Origin of the sequence: Micromonospora sp. R77, from assembly GCF_022747945.1 — a bacterium.
Taxonomy (GTDB): domain Bacteria; phylum Actinomycetota; class Actinomycetes; order Mycobacteriales; family Micromonosporaceae; genus Micromonospora.
On record NZ_JALDST010000001.1, the window covers coordinates 2,675,757 to 2,690,795 of the forward strand.

A 15,039-nucleotide genomic window follows, 5' to 3' on the forward strand; every position below is an offset into this window, starting at 1 on the left:
CGGGCGGTCACTGCAGCAGGCCGCCGAGCAGGCCACCCTGCTGCTGCTGTGCTCCGCTGCCCTGCACCGGCGGCTCCTCCGACGGCTGCACCACCACGAAGCCCTGACCGGCGAAGCTCATCGTGAACGCCTCACCGGTGCTGCGGCCGAGCAGCGTGCCCAGGCCGAGCTGCTCGGCCCGGTGGTAGCCGGTCTGCAGGTTCGCCGACCAGCAGACCGCCGCCTGCGGGTCGACGTAGGTCGGGGCGTCGACGTTGAGCACCACCGGGGTGCCCTTGGTGGTGATCGCGATCCGGCCGTGGCCGGTGAAGACGCAGTTGAACAGGCCGGACGAGGACGCCATGCCCATCCCGCTGACCATCTTGATGTCGTACTGGAGGGTGGAGTCGAAGGCGAGCACGCTGGACCCGTTGATCGACAGCGCGTCGCCGGGCTCCAGGTCGATGATGTGCACGTCCTTGGCCAGCTCGGCGAGGAAGACGTCACCCCGGCCGGAGAGCTTCATCAGCGGGACACCCTCGCCGGTGAGGCGCTGCTTGATGAACTTGCCGATGCCGCCGGAGCCGAGCGCCTGGAACTGCACCTGCCCCTGGTAGGCGACCATCGACCCGACCCGGGCCATCGCCTCGCCGTTGAGCTCGATCTTCAGCATCTTGGAGTTCTGCAGCCGCATGCCCGGCTGCTGGGACTCCTTCTCGAGGTTCTCCGCGGAGAACAGGGCGCTGCGCATGGGTTTCCTCCTGCATCGGGGTGTGCCTGTTCCGCAGGTTAGGGGACCCGCGCAACGGCCGGCATCGGCCGAGCGGGGTGGAGCGGGGTGGACCGGTCAGCCCCAGCCGAGGGCGTGCAGCCGTTCGTCGTCGATCCCGAAGTGGTGGGCGATCTCGTGCACCACGGTGACCGCGACCTCCTCGACGACGTCGTCGTCGGAGTCGCAGATGCGCAGGATGGGCTTGCGGTAGATCAGGATGCGGTCCGGCAGGACGCCGGAGTAGTCCCAACCCCGGTCGGTGAGCGCGTGCCCCTCGTAGAGGCCGAGCAGGTCCTCGCCGGGCGGCGGGTCGTCCTCGACCAGGATCACCACGTTGCTCATCAGCCCGAGCAGCTCCTCGGGCACCTCGTCGAGGGCCTCGCCGACCAGCTCCTCGAACCGCTCACGGCTCATCTCCACGGCCACCCGACCATTCTCCCCCGCGCGGCGCCGCCCGTACCGGCCGAGATCGGGGCAGCGGGACGGAAGCGGGTGCCCGCCGACATCGCGACGGGCACCCTTCCGGGACCGCGCGGGCCGCGCGCCCGCCCGGGGTGGGACGTCAGGAGGCCAGGCGGGCGTTCAGGGTGATCTGGGCGCCCGGGGAGAGCAGCCGCGAGATCGGGCAGTTCTCCTTGGCCGCCTCGGCGAGCTTGCCGAACTGGGCCTCGTCCATGCCCGGGACCTGGCCGACCGTGTCCAGGTCGATCCGGGTCACGGTCATGCCCGCGTCGGTCTTGTCGAAGTGGACCTTGGCGGTGGTCTCCACCGAGGTGTCGGTGGCGCCCGCGTCGGCGAGCTGCTTGGACAGCGCCATCGAGAAGCAGCCGGCGTGCGCGGCGCCGATCAGCTCCTCGGGGTTGGTCCCCTCGCCCTCCTCGAAGCGCGACTTGAACGAGTAGTTCCCGGTCAGGCCGCCCTTGCCGGTGCGGACGGTCCCGGCACCCTCGGTGAGGTTGCCCTGCCAACGTGCGGATGCGGTACGGATAGGCATGCCCCGACGCTAGCCGAAACCGGACGCGGGTGCACCGAGCAGCACGGACCCGCCTGCCGGACTCGCGGTGCCGGTTGTCGAGTGCCGGCTGTGGAATGATTCGACTCTGGCCCGCGCACTCGGAAGGGTGGCCATGTCCCAGGATCTCCCCGTTCCCAGGCAGGACAGGCGGCCCGACGGGACGACCGTCGTCGAGTGGGGTGACACCGGTACGACGTCCCCGGGCCGGCTCGGGCGTTCCCTCGCCGACCTGGGTCGGGACCGCCGCCTGCCGCCGGTGCTCGCCGGACTGGGTGCGGTGGCCGCGGTGGCCTCGCTGGTCGGCGAGTGGCTGGTGATGACGGTCCCGAACGGCGGTCCGGAGGGCAACACCCCGATCCGGGTGCCCGCCGGCGTCTCCGACGTGGCCGGCTTCGGGGTGGGCTACCTGGTGGGTCTGCTCGGCCTGGCCGTCGCGGTGGCGCTCGCCCTGAGCGGCACCGCCGCCGTCCGGCGCAACGCCCGGGTGGCGGGCCTCGGTCTGGCGGCGGCTCTGCTGGCCGTGCTGACCGCGACCGCGCTCTCCCTGGACGACTCGGGCCAGCGGACCCTCTTCTACTCGTCCGAGGAGGGCTTCCGGGTCGAGTACGGACGGGGCCTGGTGACCGCCTTCCTCGCGACCGCCCTGCTGGCGGCGGCGCTGCACCTGTCCGGCCGGTCCACCGCCGAGCCGGTCGGCCCGGCGGCCGAGGGCGCGGACGACGGGTCGGACCCGGCCGAGCCGCCCCCGGTGCACCGGCGCCGCCGGGCGCGGTCGGTCGACGAGCGACCGCCCGCGCCGGCCGATCTGACGGTCGAGCCCACGGTGCCGTTCGCCCGCCTCGAACCACCGCGCTGACGACCGGGTGCCGCACGTCCGAGGGCGGGTGATGGACACCGGACGGCCACCCCGGGTTGGTGCCCGATTCGTCGGGAAGCCGTGGTTGCGGCCGGTTCGGCGAGGTACGGTTGCTGCCCGCCGTTCGTGGGCCGAGGCACCGACGACCAGGACGGCTGGCGTGACGGCGGCGGGCGAAGGAGGACCGATGACCCGCCCGGGACTGCCCAAGCTGATCGCCACCGACCTCGACGGCACGCTCGTCCGCAGCGACGACACCGTCTCCGCGTACACCCATGGGGTGCTCGACCGGGTCCGGGCCGCCGGGATCCCGGTCGTCGGCGCCACCGGTCGCGGGCCGCGGCTGACCGAGCTGACCCGCAACGACATCCGGGCCGCCGACTTCCTGGTGATGGCGGGCGGGGGCCGGGTGGTCGACCAGAGCGACCCCGCCGGGCCGGTGGTGCTGCGCGACGAGCGGCTGCCGGCCGAGGTGCTCGCCGGCCTGCTGGCCGGCCTGGAGGCCGAGGTCGGCCCGCTGACCGTGATGGTGGAGGCGTCCGACGAGCACGACGCGCCGCTGTGGGGCGACTACCACCCGAGCTGGCCCTACCAGGACCGGTTCGAGGCGCGCAGCCGGGCCGAGTGCCTCTCCTGCGACGTGATCAAGGCGTTCGTCCGGACCGCCGACCACCACGTCGACGAGCTGCTGGAGGTGGCCCGGGCGATCGTGCCGCCGGAGGTGGCCACGCTCACCCAGGCCGGTCTCAACTTCGTCGAGATCTGCCCACCCGGGGTGGACAAGTCCACCGGGCTCAGCGTGGTCGCGCAGCGCCTCGGGGTCGATCCGGCCGAGGTGCTGGTCTTCGGTGACATGCCCAACGACCTGCCGATGTTCGCCTGGGCCGGCTGGGCCCGGGTGGCCGTCTCCAACGCCCACCCCGCCGTCCGCGCCGCCGCCGACGAGGTGACCCTGCGCAACGACGACGACGGAGTCGCGATCTACCTGGACCGACTACTGTCCCGGTGATGCGAGAGGTACCCCGGCTGGTCGCGACCGACATCGACGGCACCCTGATCGACGACGACCGGGTGGTCAGCCCGCGTACCGCGGGGGTGCTGCAGCGGATCTCCGCGGCGGGCACGCCGGTCGTGCTGGTCACCGGCCGCCCGATCCGCTGGCTGCAACTCGTGTACGACCAGCTCGCCGCCCCGCTCCCGGCGATCTGCGCCAACGGGGCGGTGGTCTACGACCCGGTCGCCGACGAGGTGCTGCGGGCCGACCCGCTCGCCCCGGAACTGCTCGCCGAGGTGGCCCGGCGGCTGCGGGCCGAGGTGCCCGGGGTCAGCTTCGCGGTGGAGATCGTGGACAGCCGGCAGATGCGGCACGAGGCGCACTACCCGCTGCGCTGGGACGCCGACGCCGAGGCGATCCGGGCGATCGAGTCGCCGGAGGAGCTGCACTCCGTGCCGGCGGTGAAGTTGCTGGCCCGGGCCGGCGAGCAGGACCCGGACGCGTTCGTCCGGGTGGTGGCCGGGGCGTTGCAGGGGCTGGCCGAGGCGACCCACTCGTCGTACAGCGGGCTGGTCGAGATCTCCGCCGCCGGGGTGACCAAGGCGGCGGGACTGGCCTGGTACTGCGCCCGGCTCGGCATCGACGAGCGGGACGTGCTGGCCTTCGGCGACATGCCGAACGACGTGCCGATGCTCACCTGGGCCGGCCGGGCGGTGGCCGTGGCGAACGCGCACCCCGCCGTCCTGGAGATCGCCGACGAGGTCACGGCGGCGAACTCCGCCGACGGCGTGGCGGCGTACCTGGAGCAGGTCTTCGGGCTGGCCTGAGCGGGCCCGGGCGCCGCCCTTCGCGCGGCGCCCGGGCCCGGTCAGAGGTACTGGCCGGTGCTGTGACCGTCGCCGCCCTGCGGCTGGCCCATGCCGGGCATCCCCGGCATGATCCCGCCGGGGCCGCTGGGGAGCGCCTGCCGGCCGGAGCGCATCTGCTCCAGCTGCACCCGGGCGGCCATCTGCTGGGCCACCAGCGCCGCCTGGATGCCGTGGAACAGGCCCTCCAGCCAGCCGACCAGCTGGGCGTGCGCGATCCGCAGCTCACCCTCGCTGGGCGCCTTCTCCTCGGTGAAGGGCAGCGAGATCCGCTCCAGCTCCTCGCGCAGCTCGGGGGCGAGGCCCTCCTTCAGCTCGACGATCGAGCGTTCGTGGATCTCGCGCATCCGGTGCCGGCTGGCGTCGTCGAGCGGCGCGGACTTGACCTCCTCCAGCAGCTGCTTGATCATGCTGCCGATCCGCATCACCTTGGCCGGCTGTTCGACCAGGCGGGTGGGGTCCTCGCCGTGGCCCTCCTCGGTCGGCACGGCGCCGACCGGCCGGCCGTCCGGGCCGACCACCACCACGGTGCCGGGGATGCCGTCCTGGCCCGGCTCGTCATTCTGTCCAGCTGAGCGCGCGTCGGTCATGCCACCCATCTTTACCCAGCGCCCGCCGGGCACACGCGCCGGGACCGGCTCCCGGGGCGGCGGGACGCCGCCGGGCCCGCGCTACCGTCGCTGCCATGTCCACCGACCCGCGCGACGTGCTGACCCGGCCCGCCCCGGCGCCGGACGTCACGGTCGCCTACGGCGACCGTCCCGACCAACTTGCCGATCTGCGCCGACCCGCCGGCAGCGGTCCGGCCCGCCCGCTGGTGATCGTCGTGCACGGGGGCTTCTGGCGAGCGGAGTACGACCGGAGCCACACCGGCCCGATGGCGGCGGCACTGGCCGCGCTGGGCCACCCGGTCGCCCAGGTCGAGTACCGCCGTACCGGGCAGCCCGGCGGGGGCTGGCCGGGCACCCTCACCGACGTGCTGGCCGGGGTGGCCGCACTGCCCGGACTGGCCGCCGCCGCACTGCCCGGCCGGGTGAGCGCCGCGCCGCCGATCCTGGTCGGTCACTCGGCCGGCGGCCACCTGGCGCTGTACGCGGCGGCGCAGGCCCCGGCCACGGTCGGCGGGGTGCTGGCGCTGGCCCCGGTGGCCGACCTCGCCGAGGCGTACCGGCTGGACCTGGACGGTGGGGCGGTGGCCGCGCTGCTCGGCGGGGGCCCGGCCGAGGTGCCGGACCGGTACGCGGCGACCGATCCATCGGCGTTGGTGCCGATCCGAGTACGCACAGTAGTCGTTCACGGGACGCTGGACCGTCAGGTCCCGATCGCGATGAGCCGCTCCTGGGTCGCCGCGGCCCGGGCGGCGGGTTCCCAGGCCACGCTGGTTGAGCTGCCCGAATCGGAGCATTTCGGTCTCATCGCGCCGGGATCGTCGGCCTGGCCGACAGTCCTCGACGCGTTGCGGTCCCTGCACGGTGATCTTCGGGGCATTGACGCAGCGTCGCCAAGCAGGTAGAACGCCGGAGGGGCGGTCAGCCCTGCCAGCGCTTTTGGAAGGAAACCGGTGTCGCAGATGAACCGTAGGCGGGCACTCCAACTGCTGGCCGCACTCGGCACCACGGGGCTGGCGGCCGGCTGCGGCCCCGACTCCGACGGCGCGGGGGACGAGCCGGGCAGCGCGGTCAAGATCGGACTGATCGCGCCGGGCACCGGGCCGAACAAGCCGATCGGCGACGAGATCACCAACGGTTTCGAGCTCTTCCTCGCCCTCAACGACCAGCGCCTCGGCGGCCACCCGGTGACCCTCGTGCAGGCCGACGAGGGCGACAGCGCCAAGAGCGCCCAGACCGCCGCGGACCGGCTGCTCAAGGAGGGCGTGGTGGCCCTCACCGGCGTGGTCGGCTCGACAGCGATGTCCGGTATCCGGGACATGGTCGAGCAGGCCCGCGTCCCGTTGATCGGCTCGAACGCCTCCCCGGCCAGCCTGCAGAGCGTCGTCTACATCTGGCGCACGTCGTACGTGCTGGACGAGCCGGGCCAGGCGCTCGGCGACTACCTCCGGCAGACGCTCAAGGCCGGCGACCGGCTGATGATCGTGGCCCCGGAGGGGCAGGGCAGCCTGGACGTGATCGCGGGCTTCCGGCGGGGCTACGAGGTGGGCGGGGTACGCCTCACCGACGCCCCGATCATCACCACCAACAGCGCCAGCCCGAGCAAGGGCGACTTCGCCCCCTACATCCGCCGCGCGCTCAACCGCAAGCCGACCGCCATCTTCTGCCACTACGCCGGCAAGCCGGCGGTCGCGTTCATCAAGCAGCTCTACGACGAGGGCTACCAGGGCCGGATCTACGCCCCCGGCTTCCTCACCGAGGGCTCGGTCCTGGGCGACCTGGAGAGCGAGACCAGCACCATCGAGAAGTACGGCATCGAAACGGCGCTGAACTACTCCGCCGACCTGAACAACACCGCCAACCGGGTGTTCGCCTCGGCCTACCGCAAGACCTACAACAGCTCGCCGACCACCTACGCGATGGCCTCGTACGACGCCGCGCAGGTGCTCGACAAGGCACTCCGGATCGCCGGACCGAACCCGAACCCGCAGCAGGTCAACCTGGCGCTCGGTCAGATCGGTCAGATCGACAGCCCGCGCGGGGCCTGGCAGTTCAACCAGCCGCGTACGCCGCAGCAGAAGTGGTACCTGCGCCGGGTGCAGAAGGACGGGCAGCTGTTGTCGAACGTCGTGATCAGCGAGCTGGCCACGCTCGGCTGAGCGGCCCCCCCGTACGCCGACGGGCCGGCCTCCGCGAGCGGAGGCCGGCCCGTCGTCCGCAGCGTCAGTCGCGCAGCTCGGCGATGCAGCACTTCACGCTGCCGCCGCCCTTCTTCAACTCGGCCAGCTCCACCGGCACCGGATGGTAGCCGGCGGCCTTGAGCTTGCCCGCCAGCCGGCTGGCCTCGCTGTTGAGCACGACGTTGAGGCCGTCGCTGACCAGGTTCAGCCCGAAGGCCAGGGCGTCGGAGTCGTCCGCGTGCACCGCGTCCGGGAAGAGCTGGGTGAGCACCCGCTGGCTGGCCGCCGAGAACGCGCCCGGGTAGTAGACGACGTTCCCGTCGTCGATCGAGGCGAGCGCCACGTCCAGGTGGTAGAAGCGCGGGTCGACCAGGCGCAGCGACACCACCGGCCGGCCCAGCGCCTCCTGCGCCTCGGCGTGCGCCGGCAGCTCCGTCCGGAAGCCGTGCCCGGCCAGGATCAGGCCGCCGTGCGCCTCCGGCAGGTACGCGAAGTCGCCCTCGCCCTCGTTGGTCTCGCTCGGCGCGATGAACCGCCAGTCCCGCGACTCGTAGAACGCCCGGTGCAGGGCGGCCTCGGCGGCCCGCTGCTCGTGCTTGAACTGGGCGCCGTAGACCGTGCCGTCGACCACGAAGGCGCCGTTGGCCGCGAAGACCATGTCGGGCAGCCCCGCCTCGGGCGTGAGCAGGTGCACCTCGTGACCGAGGCCGACCAGCGTCTCCCGCAGGCGGTCCCACTGCTTGACCGCCAGTTCGGCGTCGACCGGCGCGGTCACGTCCATCCAGGGGTTGATGGCGTACTCGACCGCGAAGTGCTCAGGCGAGCACATGAGATATGTCCGCTTTCGCGGGACTCGCTGCTGGTTCACGGTCACCAAGAGTAGGTACGGTACAACTTTGGTAACAGCCACAACCATTGCTTCCCAGAGGCGGAACGTTGCAGATAGATGCGGTCGACCAGCGAATCATTGCGTTGCTCGTGGCGGACGCCCGCGCGTCGTACGCCGACATCGGCACCCGGGTGTCACTCTCCGCCCCCGCCGTCAAGCGACGGGTCGACCGACTGCGCGCCACCGGGGTCATCCGCGGCTTCACCGCCGTGGTCGACCCGGCCGCCGTCGGCTGGACCACCGAGGCGTTCGTCGAGCTGTTCTGCGCCGGCCGGACCACCCCGGCACAGATCGGTGCCGCGGCCCGCCGCCACCCCGAGGTGGTCGGCGCGTACACCGTCTCCGGGGAGGCCGACGCGCTCGTCCACCTGCGGGCCGCCGACATCTCGCACCTGGAGGACGCGCTGGAACGGCTGCGGGCCGAATCCTTCGTCACCTCGTCGCGCAGCACCATCGTCCTGTCCCGGCTGGTCGAGTCGCCCGGCGTCGGCCCCTCCACCGGCTGACCCCGGCCGTCGACGCTGCGGGGGAACCGGGGCGGGCAAGCCGCCGTCGAACCGGACATGAACCGGATGACCGCCTCCGCCACGACCGGCACGCTGCTCGCGCTGAGCCTCCTCGCCGGCAGCGGCGTCACGCTCGGGGCGGCCGTACCCGAGGCGGCGTCGCCCACCGGCACGGTCCGGCTGGTCTCCTACGACTCCTGCGCGGAGGCGCTGGCCGGGCTGCGGGCGGCGGCCGCAGCCTCGGTCGGGCCGTGGGGCCACGGCGGCGGTTGGCGCACCTTCGGCGGCGAGGGGCCGGCGCCGGCCGGCCCCGCCCCCGGCGGCATCGCGGCCCGGCCCGCCGACGTGGCGGGCGGCGCCGCCGAGCACTCGCGGACCAACAGCCACGAGCCGGGCGCGGACGAGCCCGACCTGGTCAAGACCGACGGCCGGCGGATCGTCACCGTCACCGGGGGCGTGCTGCGGGTGGTCGACCCGGCCACCCGGCGACAGACCGGGCGGCTCGACCTCGTCGACGGGCAGCCGGGCCGCTGGTGGCCGGAGGCGAACCTGCTGCTGCACGGCGACCGGGCACTGGTGCTGCTGCGCCCGGGTGCGCCCGAGGCCGGCCCGGACCAGGCCGGCCCGGTGCGCCGCGCCGACCGCCCCGACGGGCCACGGCTGCTCCTGGTCGACCTGACCGGACCGCCCACGGTGGTCGGCACGTACCGGATCCGGGGGAGCCTGCTCGACGCCCGGCAGACCGGTGCGACCGCCCGGGTCGTGGTCCGCTCGCAGCCCCGGTTCTCCTTCCCGTACGACGAGCGGCGCGACAAGACCGCGCGGACCGCCGCGAACCGCGCGGTGATCGCCAAGGCCGGCCTGGACGCCTGGCTACCCGGCTACGAGTGGACCGACGGCGTTGGCACCCGGCACGCCGGCCGGGTCGGCTGCGACCGGCTGAGCCGCCCCGCCACCGGCACCGGCACCGCGCTGCTCACCGTGCTCAGCTTCGACCTCGCCACCGGTTCCCTCGGCGACGGCGACCCGGTGAGCGTCGCCGCCGACGCCGACACCGTCTACGGCACGGCCGGCAGCCTCTACCTCGCCGGGCAGACGAATCCGGGCTGGCCGACCGGGCGGGTGGGCCTCCGGCGGCCCGGGCCCGAACGCACCGAGATCTACCAGTTCGACGCCACCGGCCCCGGCCACCCCCGCTACCTGGCCGCCGGCAGCGTGCCCGGGACGCTGGTCAACCAGTACGCGCTCTCCGAATGGCAGGGGCACCTGCGGGTGGCGACCACCCGGACGGACGGCGCTGCCGGCGCGACCGAGTCCGCCGTACACGTGCTGGTCCGGCGGGGCGACCGGCTGGCCGGGACGGGCCGGGTGGACGGCCTCGGCCGGGGCGAACGGATCACCTCCGTACGCTTCCTCGGCGGCACCGGCTACGTGGTCACCTTCCGCCGGACCGACCCGCTGCACGTGCTCGACCTGACCGACCCGACCACGCCCCGGCTCACCGGTGAACTGAAGATCACCGGCTGGTCCGCGTACCTGCACCCGGTGCCGGGAGAGCGGCTGCTCGGCATCGGCCAGGAGGCCGACGAGCTGGGCCGGGCGCAGGGGCTCCAGCTCTCCCTCTTCGACGTCCACGACCCGGCCCACCCGACGGTCCTGGCCCGCCACCACCAGCCGTACGACACCTCGGCGGCCGAGTTCGACCCGCACGCTTTCCTGTTCGAGCCGACCACCGGACTGGTGGCCCTGCCGGTGGCCCGGGGCGGGCTCCGCCTGTTCACGGTGACCGACCGGGTGATCCGGGAGATCGGGACGGTCACCGACCGGCAGGGCGGCGCGGTCACCCGGTCACTGCTGGTCGACGGCCGGCTCTGGACCGTCTCCGACACCGGCCTGACCGTCACCGACCCGACCACCGCCCACACCCTCGCCCGCCTCCCCTGGACCTGACCCACCCGGTCCCCCGCCCCCGCCCCCGCCCGTGCCCGTGCACTTTCGGTGAAAGCGTGGCCATTTCGCGGGTGATGGGCGCTCATTCCCCGAATCAGCGGCGTGGCGGGTCGCGGGGTGGTGGGTCGGGGGTTGGGGGGTGGGGGTGGGTCAGAGGTACATGCCGGTGCGGTGTTCGGCCGACTCGGACCGGGTCGGCTTGTCGCCCTCGCCGAAGAAACGCTTGCCGCCGAACTCGCCGTGCAGCCGGTCGTCCAACTCGTCGGCCAGCCCGGTCATCACCTGCACGGCCAGCATCAGGTGGGTGGCCTGGAAGTTGCGGCCGAAGACCGGGATCGAGGCCCAGACCGTGTCGTCGGCGCAGTAGAGCCGACCGATCGGCATCCGGTTGGTGAGCTCGGAGAGCTTCACATAGAGCCGCTCGGTGGGCTCGACCTCGGTGAGCACCGGGGAGAAGACGTCCACCAGCGGCGGGTTGTCCCGGACCCGGACGAACACCATGGCCGAGCCGGCCCGGATGTTGATGTCGCCGTCGGAGTCGATCTGCAACTGGTCGGAGTCCGACTTGAGCATGGTGGAGACGACCGTACGGACCCGCTCCTCCAGCGCCAGCACGTCGTTCTCGCCGGTCTGCGCGGTCGCGGCGGCTGCCAGCGCCTCGTCGAGGTCCGCCTCGATGTTCCGGTCCGGGCCGAACTCGCTCCGCGCGGTGCCCATCGGCTCCACCGGCAGCGGCTCGCCCTCCGCGTCGTGCACGAGATAGACCAGGAACGCCGGATGCGGTGCCCCGTAGACGTCGCGCAGCGTGCGGGAGAGCACCGCCGCCAGGCGGTTCGACTCGCTGGTGACGCAGTCCAGACCGAAGTGCTCGCCGGAGCCCTCGACCACCCCGGGCGGGGACCAGCCGAGCGCGATCATGTCGGCCACCGCCGCCCGGTCCAGCCGGTAGCCCGGCGGCAGGGTGGCGTTGCCGACCGCCCGCGCGGCGAGCCGCCCCTCGTCGCCGACGTCCACGCTGATCGAGTAGACGGCGTCCCCCGTACCGGAGGCGGTCGGGTCGAGGGTCAGCTCGACGTGCGCACCGGTGGGCAGCGCCCGCACCCGGTCGGCGAGCGCCCGGGCGAACTCCCGCCACGCCTCGGTCACCTTCGCCCGCAGGTCGGCCGTGGTCGGCTCGTCCAGCAGGATCGACTCGTACTGCTCCGGCGCCTCGCCGGCGCGGTCACCGATCGGCGCCGAGGGGTGGTCTGCCGTCATGATCGCCTCCGTCCGTCACCGCCACCCTACCCACCGGGTAAGAGGGTCGAATCAGCCCGGACCGGGATCGGACACCCTCGGTCAGCCCGCGGGAGTGGTCCCGTCGAGCTCCACCGGCCAGGTCCCGGCCAGCCCGCTGAGCCGGGCGGCCGCCGTGGCGAGGTCGGCGCCCCGACCGACCGCCAGCCCCAACAGGTACGCGCTGACCGGCGCACCGGGGCGCAGCACCTGGTGGGCCACGTCCTTGGCCAGGTCGAGCACCACCGGCACCGGCACCTCGGCCGGGTCGAGCCCCAGCTCGGCGCAGGCCGCCGTGACCCACTCGTCCATCACCGTCATCGTGTCCACTCCTCGGCCCGGCGTACGTCCTCGTCAGTGTCGCAGTCGAACCACGGCGGCGGACCGGAGCCCGACCACGGCACCTCCAGCACGGTCAGCCCGCCCAGCAGCGCCCGGAACGGGGCACCGTCGAGCGTCCCGCCCCGCTCGGCGGTGAGCCGGTCCAGGGCGGCCCGCAGCGCGGCGACCCGCCACATCCCGCAGAGCTGCTGCCGGCGACCGTCGCCGTCGAGGTGGCAGACCCCGTCGGCCGTCGACCCGGCGAGCCGCCGCAGCAGGTCGGCCACCGCCTCCGGGGTGAGCAGCGGCAGGTCGCCGGCGAACAGGGCGACGGTGGTCGTGCCGGCGTCGAGCAAGGCCAACCCGGCAGCGGTGGCGGCGACGGGACCACCACCGGGCGGCTGCTCGCGGGTCACCCGCACCCCGGCGGGCGCGTGGTCCACCGGCCCGACCAGCACGCGCGGCTCCGCGTCGGCGACCGCGGCCAGCACCCGGTCACGCATCGGCCGACCCCCGACCGGGAGCGCCGGCTTGTCCACGCCGCCCATCCGCCGGGCCGCGCCGCCGGCGAGCACCACCGCCGCATACGTCATCACCCGTCCCACGCTAACCGCACCGTCGCCGACGGCGATCGACCGCGGCCACCCCGCACCCCGCTCGATCCCGGCGGCCCGGCTCCGGTCGCCGTGCGGGTCACCCGGTCGGCGGGGCAGGATGGGCGCCATGGGACGGGCGACTGACCGGCGGGGCGTGCAGCGGATCGACCTCGACGCGGCGGCGGACGGACGCGCCTCGGTACGTCGCCAGGACACCCTGGCCGTCGAGGAGCCGCTGGAGATCCGGGTCGGGCCGGGTGGTCCCGGCCGGCGCAAGCCGCTCGCGGTGACCATGCGGACCCCCGGCGACGACCTGGACCTGGCGATCGGCTTCCTGCTCACCGAAGGGCTGATCCGCTCCACCGACGACGTGCACACCGCCCAGCTCTGTGCCGGCGCCGAGACCCCGAACACCTACAACGTGGTCGACGTGGTCCTCGCCCCCGGCGTGCCGGAGCCCGTCACCGACGTGTCGCGCAACTTCTACACCACCAGTTCGTGCGGGGTGTGCGGCAAGGCCAGCATCGACTCGGTGCGTACCCGATCGCGCTTCGCCCCGGCCGACGATCCGCTGGTCGTGCCGGCCGGCACCCTGGCCGACCTGCCCGACCGGCTGCGGGCGGCGCAGCGGGCGTTCGACCGGACCGGCGGGCTGCACGCGGCCGGGCTGTTCACCGCGGCCGGTGAGCTGGTGGCGCTCCGGGAGGACGTGGGCCGGCACAACGCCGTCGACAAGGTGATCGGCTGGGCGGTACGCGAACGCCGGCTGCCGCTGGCCGGGCACGTCCTGCTGGTCTCCGGCCGGGCCAGCTTCGAGCTGACGCAGAAGGCCTGGATGGCCGGGGTGCCGCTGCTGGCGGCGGTCTCCGCGCCGAGCACCCTCGCCGTCGAGTTGGCCGACGAGGCCGGGATGACCCTGGTCGGCTTCCTGCGGGGCCGGACGATGAACGTCTACACCGGGGCACACCGCGTGCGCGACACCGACTGAACGGGCCCGGTCCCGCCGCGACGCCGGTGACCGGAGCACTGTCCCGGTCGGGGGCGGCATCAGATCGTCCGGCGGGAGACACCGCGTCGGCGGGCCCGCCGCCGGACCACGCCGGGTAGGCCGACCGCCGGCCAACCGTCCAGCTCGGACGGCGGTACGCCCCGGCGGAGCAGGTCGTCGAGGAGCAGCGCGAGCGAGTAGTCGGGGTGCGCGGCCAGCACCCGTTCCAGGGCCACCGCGGCGAGCGCGCCGAGCCCCGCGCGCCAGGCCGCGAAGGCGAGCAGGCTCCCCGGGGCGGCGGTCAGTTCCGGCTCGGCGCGGCGCAGCACGTCGGTCCACAGGCTGATGTCGGTGTCCCGCCCGTCGGTGCGTTCCCACGCGTGGTCGCGGACCGGGAGCCGGGTGAGCAGGACGCTCAGCCAGGCCGCCTCGTCGTCGGTGAGCCGCTCGCCCCGGCGGTGCCGGCGCAGCGCCACCCGGACCGCGGCGACGCCCGCCGAGCGGACCGACCGGCCGCCGACCAGCGTCTCGTCCAGATCCTCGGTCAGCTCGGCCAGCCGACTCCTGGCCCGGGCGGTGGCCTGGCGCATCGCCACCCGGACCGGCCCGTCGACGGGGGCCACCTGCGCGGTCAGCGCCGCGCGGTCGGGGAGGGCCACCTGCCCGGCGAAGACCGCCGCCGCGCTGACCTCGCTCGCGCCCGGGTCGTACGGAGTGCCGTCGGGCGGGCAGCAGTCCGGCTCGGTGCAGAGGTAGGACCACCAGCGTCCGTCGGTCACCCGCAGCGAGTCGAGGACGACGAGTCCGGCCCCGGCCAGCGCGTCGCTGACCGCGTCGACGGCCGGGGTGACCCGGGCGGCCGGGCCGTACCCGACGACGGTGGCGGCAGCGGCGTGCTGCCGGGCGATCACGTCGGCGAGGTGCCGGGCCGCCTGCTGCGGCTCCGCCGTGGGTGGTGGCAGGTCGGCCCGGGCGGCGAAGACGACCCGTCGACCGCGCATCGCGACCACCACCACGCTGTCGGTGGGGTGGAAGCCGAGCAGGTAGGGCACGGCGGCGATCAGGTCGGCGGGTGAGCGGACGGCGAGCCGGGGGCGGTCGGTCGGAGTCATGCCGGGAGCGTGCGACGGCGCCACACCCCACCGACAGGCCCTGTGGACGACACGCTGGTTGTCCACAGATACGGAGAGTATTGATGCAGGTCCGGGCGTTTCGGCACCTGTCGGGGAGCGGCACGACCCCCG

17 protein-coding genes are annotated in these 15,039 nt (G+C 74.0%); 8 read left to right on the plus strand and 9 right to left on the minus strand.

The features are described from left to right. Positions 1 to 7: 7 nt before the first annotated feature. The 3 genes from MRQ36_RS12375 to MRQ36_RS12385 all read right to left on the minus strand — a co-directional run bounded on the left by MRQ36_RS12375 (position 8) and on the right by MRQ36_RS12385 (position 1,745). Positions 8 to 730 carry an AIM24 family protein gene (locus MRQ36_RS12375; RefSeq protein ID WP_242795199.1) on the minus strand — a complete coding sequence of 241 codons (723 nt, stop codon included), beginning with the start codon at positions 728 to 730 and terminating at the stop codon, positions 8 to 10. 96 nt (positions 731 to 826) lie between these two features. After that, positions 827 to 1,171, minus strand: coding sequence for a metallopeptidase family protein (locus MRQ36_RS12380; RefSeq protein ID WP_242801050.1), 345 nt, complete (start codon positions 1,169 to 1,171; stop codon positions 827 to 829). A gap of 142 nt (positions 1,172 to 1,313) precedes the next feature. Further along, entirely contained in the window at positions 1,314 to 1,745 is a 432-nt protein-coding gene (locus MRQ36_RS12385; RefSeq protein ID WP_242795200.1) for an OsmC family protein, read from the minus strand. Between the two features lie 133 nt (positions 1,746 to 1,878). Here MRQ36_RS12385 and MRQ36_RS12390 point away from each other — a divergent pair, with 133 nt between their 5' ends. The 3 genes from MRQ36_RS12390 to MRQ36_RS12400 all read left to right on the plus strand — a co-directional run bounded on the left by MRQ36_RS12390 (position 1,879) and on the right by MRQ36_RS12400 (position 4,443). Next, positions 1,879 to 2,622, plus strand: a complete 744-nt coding sequence (locus MRQ36_RS12390) for a hypothetical protein (RefSeq protein WP_242795201.1) — start codon at positions 1,879 to 1,881, stop codon at positions 2,620 to 2,622. Positions 2,623 to 2,809: 187 nt separating this feature from the next. Next, positions 2,810 to 3,631 (plus strand): HAD family hydrolase, encoded by an 822-nt coding sequence (locus MRQ36_RS12395; protein ID WP_242795203.1) that lies wholly within the window; start codon positions 2,810 to 2,812, stop codon positions 3,629 to 3,631. After that, complete coding sequence (locus tag MRQ36_RS12400) at positions 3,631 to 4,443, plus strand: HAD family hydrolase (RefSeq protein WP_242795205.1); 813 nt, start codon at positions 3,631 to 3,633, stop codon at positions 4,441 to 4,443. Before MRQ36_RS12395 ends, MRQ36_RS12400 begins: the two co-directional genes overlap by 1 nt. A gap of 41 nt (positions 4,444 to 4,484) precedes the next feature. Here MRQ36_RS12400 and MRQ36_RS12405 read toward each other — a convergent pair whose 3' ends face one another. Further along, positions 4,485 to 5,081 (minus strand): bacterial proteasome activator family protein, encoded by a 597-nt coding sequence (locus MRQ36_RS12405; protein ID WP_242795207.1) that lies wholly within the window; start codon positions 5,079 to 5,081, stop codon positions 4,485 to 4,487. An 86-nt stretch (positions 5,082 to 5,167) separates the two neighbouring features. Between MRQ36_RS12405 and MRQ36_RS12410 the strand changes: the two genes are divergently transcribed. Then, positions 5,168 to 5,995: a S9 family peptidase gene (locus MRQ36_RS12410; protein WP_242795209.1), complete on the plus strand. Its 828-nt coding sequence runs from the start codon at positions 5,168 to 5,170 to the stop codon at positions 5,993 to 5,995. 48 nt (positions 5,996 to 6,043) lie between these two features. Then, a complete protein-coding gene (locus tag MRQ36_RS12415; protein WP_242795211.1) occupies positions 6,044 to 7,249 on the plus strand; it encodes an ABC transporter substrate-binding protein in 1,206 nt (401 codons plus the stop codon). A gap of 64 nt (positions 7,250 to 7,313) precedes the next feature. On the opposite strand, the gene ddaH is transcribed toward MRQ36_RS12415, so the two are convergent. Next, positions 7,314 to 8,147, minus strand: a complete 834-nt coding sequence (ddaH, locus tag MRQ36_RS12420; RefSeq protein ID WP_374250052.1) for a dimethylargininase — start codon at positions 8,145 to 8,147, stop codon at positions 7,314 to 7,316. Positions 8,148 to 8,206: 59 nt separating this feature from the next. Here ddaH and MRQ36_RS12425 point away from each other — a divergent pair, with 59 nt between their 5' ends. Both MRQ36_RS12425 and MRQ36_RS12430 read left to right on the plus strand, forming a co-directional pair. Further along, positions 8,207 to 8,665 carry an Lrp/AsnC family transcriptional regulator gene (locus MRQ36_RS12425; RefSeq protein ID WP_242795214.1) on the plus strand — a complete coding sequence of 153 codons (459 nt, stop codon included), beginning with the start codon at positions 8,207 to 8,209 and terminating at the stop codon, positions 8,663 to 8,665. Between the two features lie 57 nt (positions 8,666 to 8,722). Continuing rightward, on the plus strand, positions 8,723 to 10,615 hold the full coding sequence (locus MRQ36_RS12430) for a beta-propeller domain-containing protein (protein WP_374250054.1): 1,893 nt from the start codon (positions 8,723 to 8,725) through the stop codon (positions 10,613 to 10,615). A 150-nt stretch (positions 10,616 to 10,765) separates the two neighbouring features. Here the strand turns inward: MRQ36_RS12430 and MRQ36_RS12435 are convergent, their stop codons facing one another. From MRQ36_RS12435 to MRQ36_RS12445, 3 genes are all read right to left on the minus strand, one after another. Further along, on the minus strand, positions 10,766 to 11,872 hold the full coding sequence (locus MRQ36_RS12435; RefSeq protein ID WP_242795216.1) for a YbjN domain-containing protein: 1,107 nt from the start codon (positions 11,870 to 11,872) through the stop codon (positions 10,766 to 10,768). Positions 11,873 to 11,953: 81 nt separating this feature from the next. Beyond that, entirely contained in the window at positions 11,954 to 12,211 is a 258-nt protein-coding gene (locus MRQ36_RS12440; RefSeq protein ID WP_242795217.1) for a DUF6457 domain-containing protein, read from the minus strand. Continuing rightward, the gene (locus MRQ36_RS12445; protein WP_242801052.1) at positions 12,208 to 12,804 is read right to left on the minus strand and encodes a molybdenum cofactor guanylyltransferase; all 597 of its coding nucleotides are present in this window, start codon (positions 12,802 to 12,804) and stop codon (positions 12,208 to 12,210) included. Before MRQ36_RS12445 ends, MRQ36_RS12440 begins: the two co-directional genes overlap by 4 nt. 130 nt (positions 12,805 to 12,934) lie before the next feature. On the opposite strand from MRQ36_RS12445, the gene fdhD reads away from it, so the two are divergent. Next, on the plus strand, positions 12,935 to 13,795 hold the full coding sequence (fdhD, locus tag MRQ36_RS12450) for a formate dehydrogenase accessory sulfurtransferase FdhD (RefSeq protein WP_242795218.1): 861 nt from the start codon (positions 12,935 to 12,937) through the stop codon (positions 13,793 to 13,795). 59 nt (positions 13,796 to 13,854) lie between these two features. Here fdhD and MRQ36_RS12455 read toward each other — a convergent pair whose 3' ends face one another. After that, positions 13,855 to 14,907 (minus strand): DUF4192 domain-containing protein, encoded by a 1,053-nt coding sequence (locus MRQ36_RS12455; RefSeq protein WP_242795219.1) that lies wholly within the window; start codon positions 14,905 to 14,907, stop codon positions 13,855 to 13,857. Between the last annotated feature and the right edge of the window lie 132 nt (positions 14,908 to 15,039).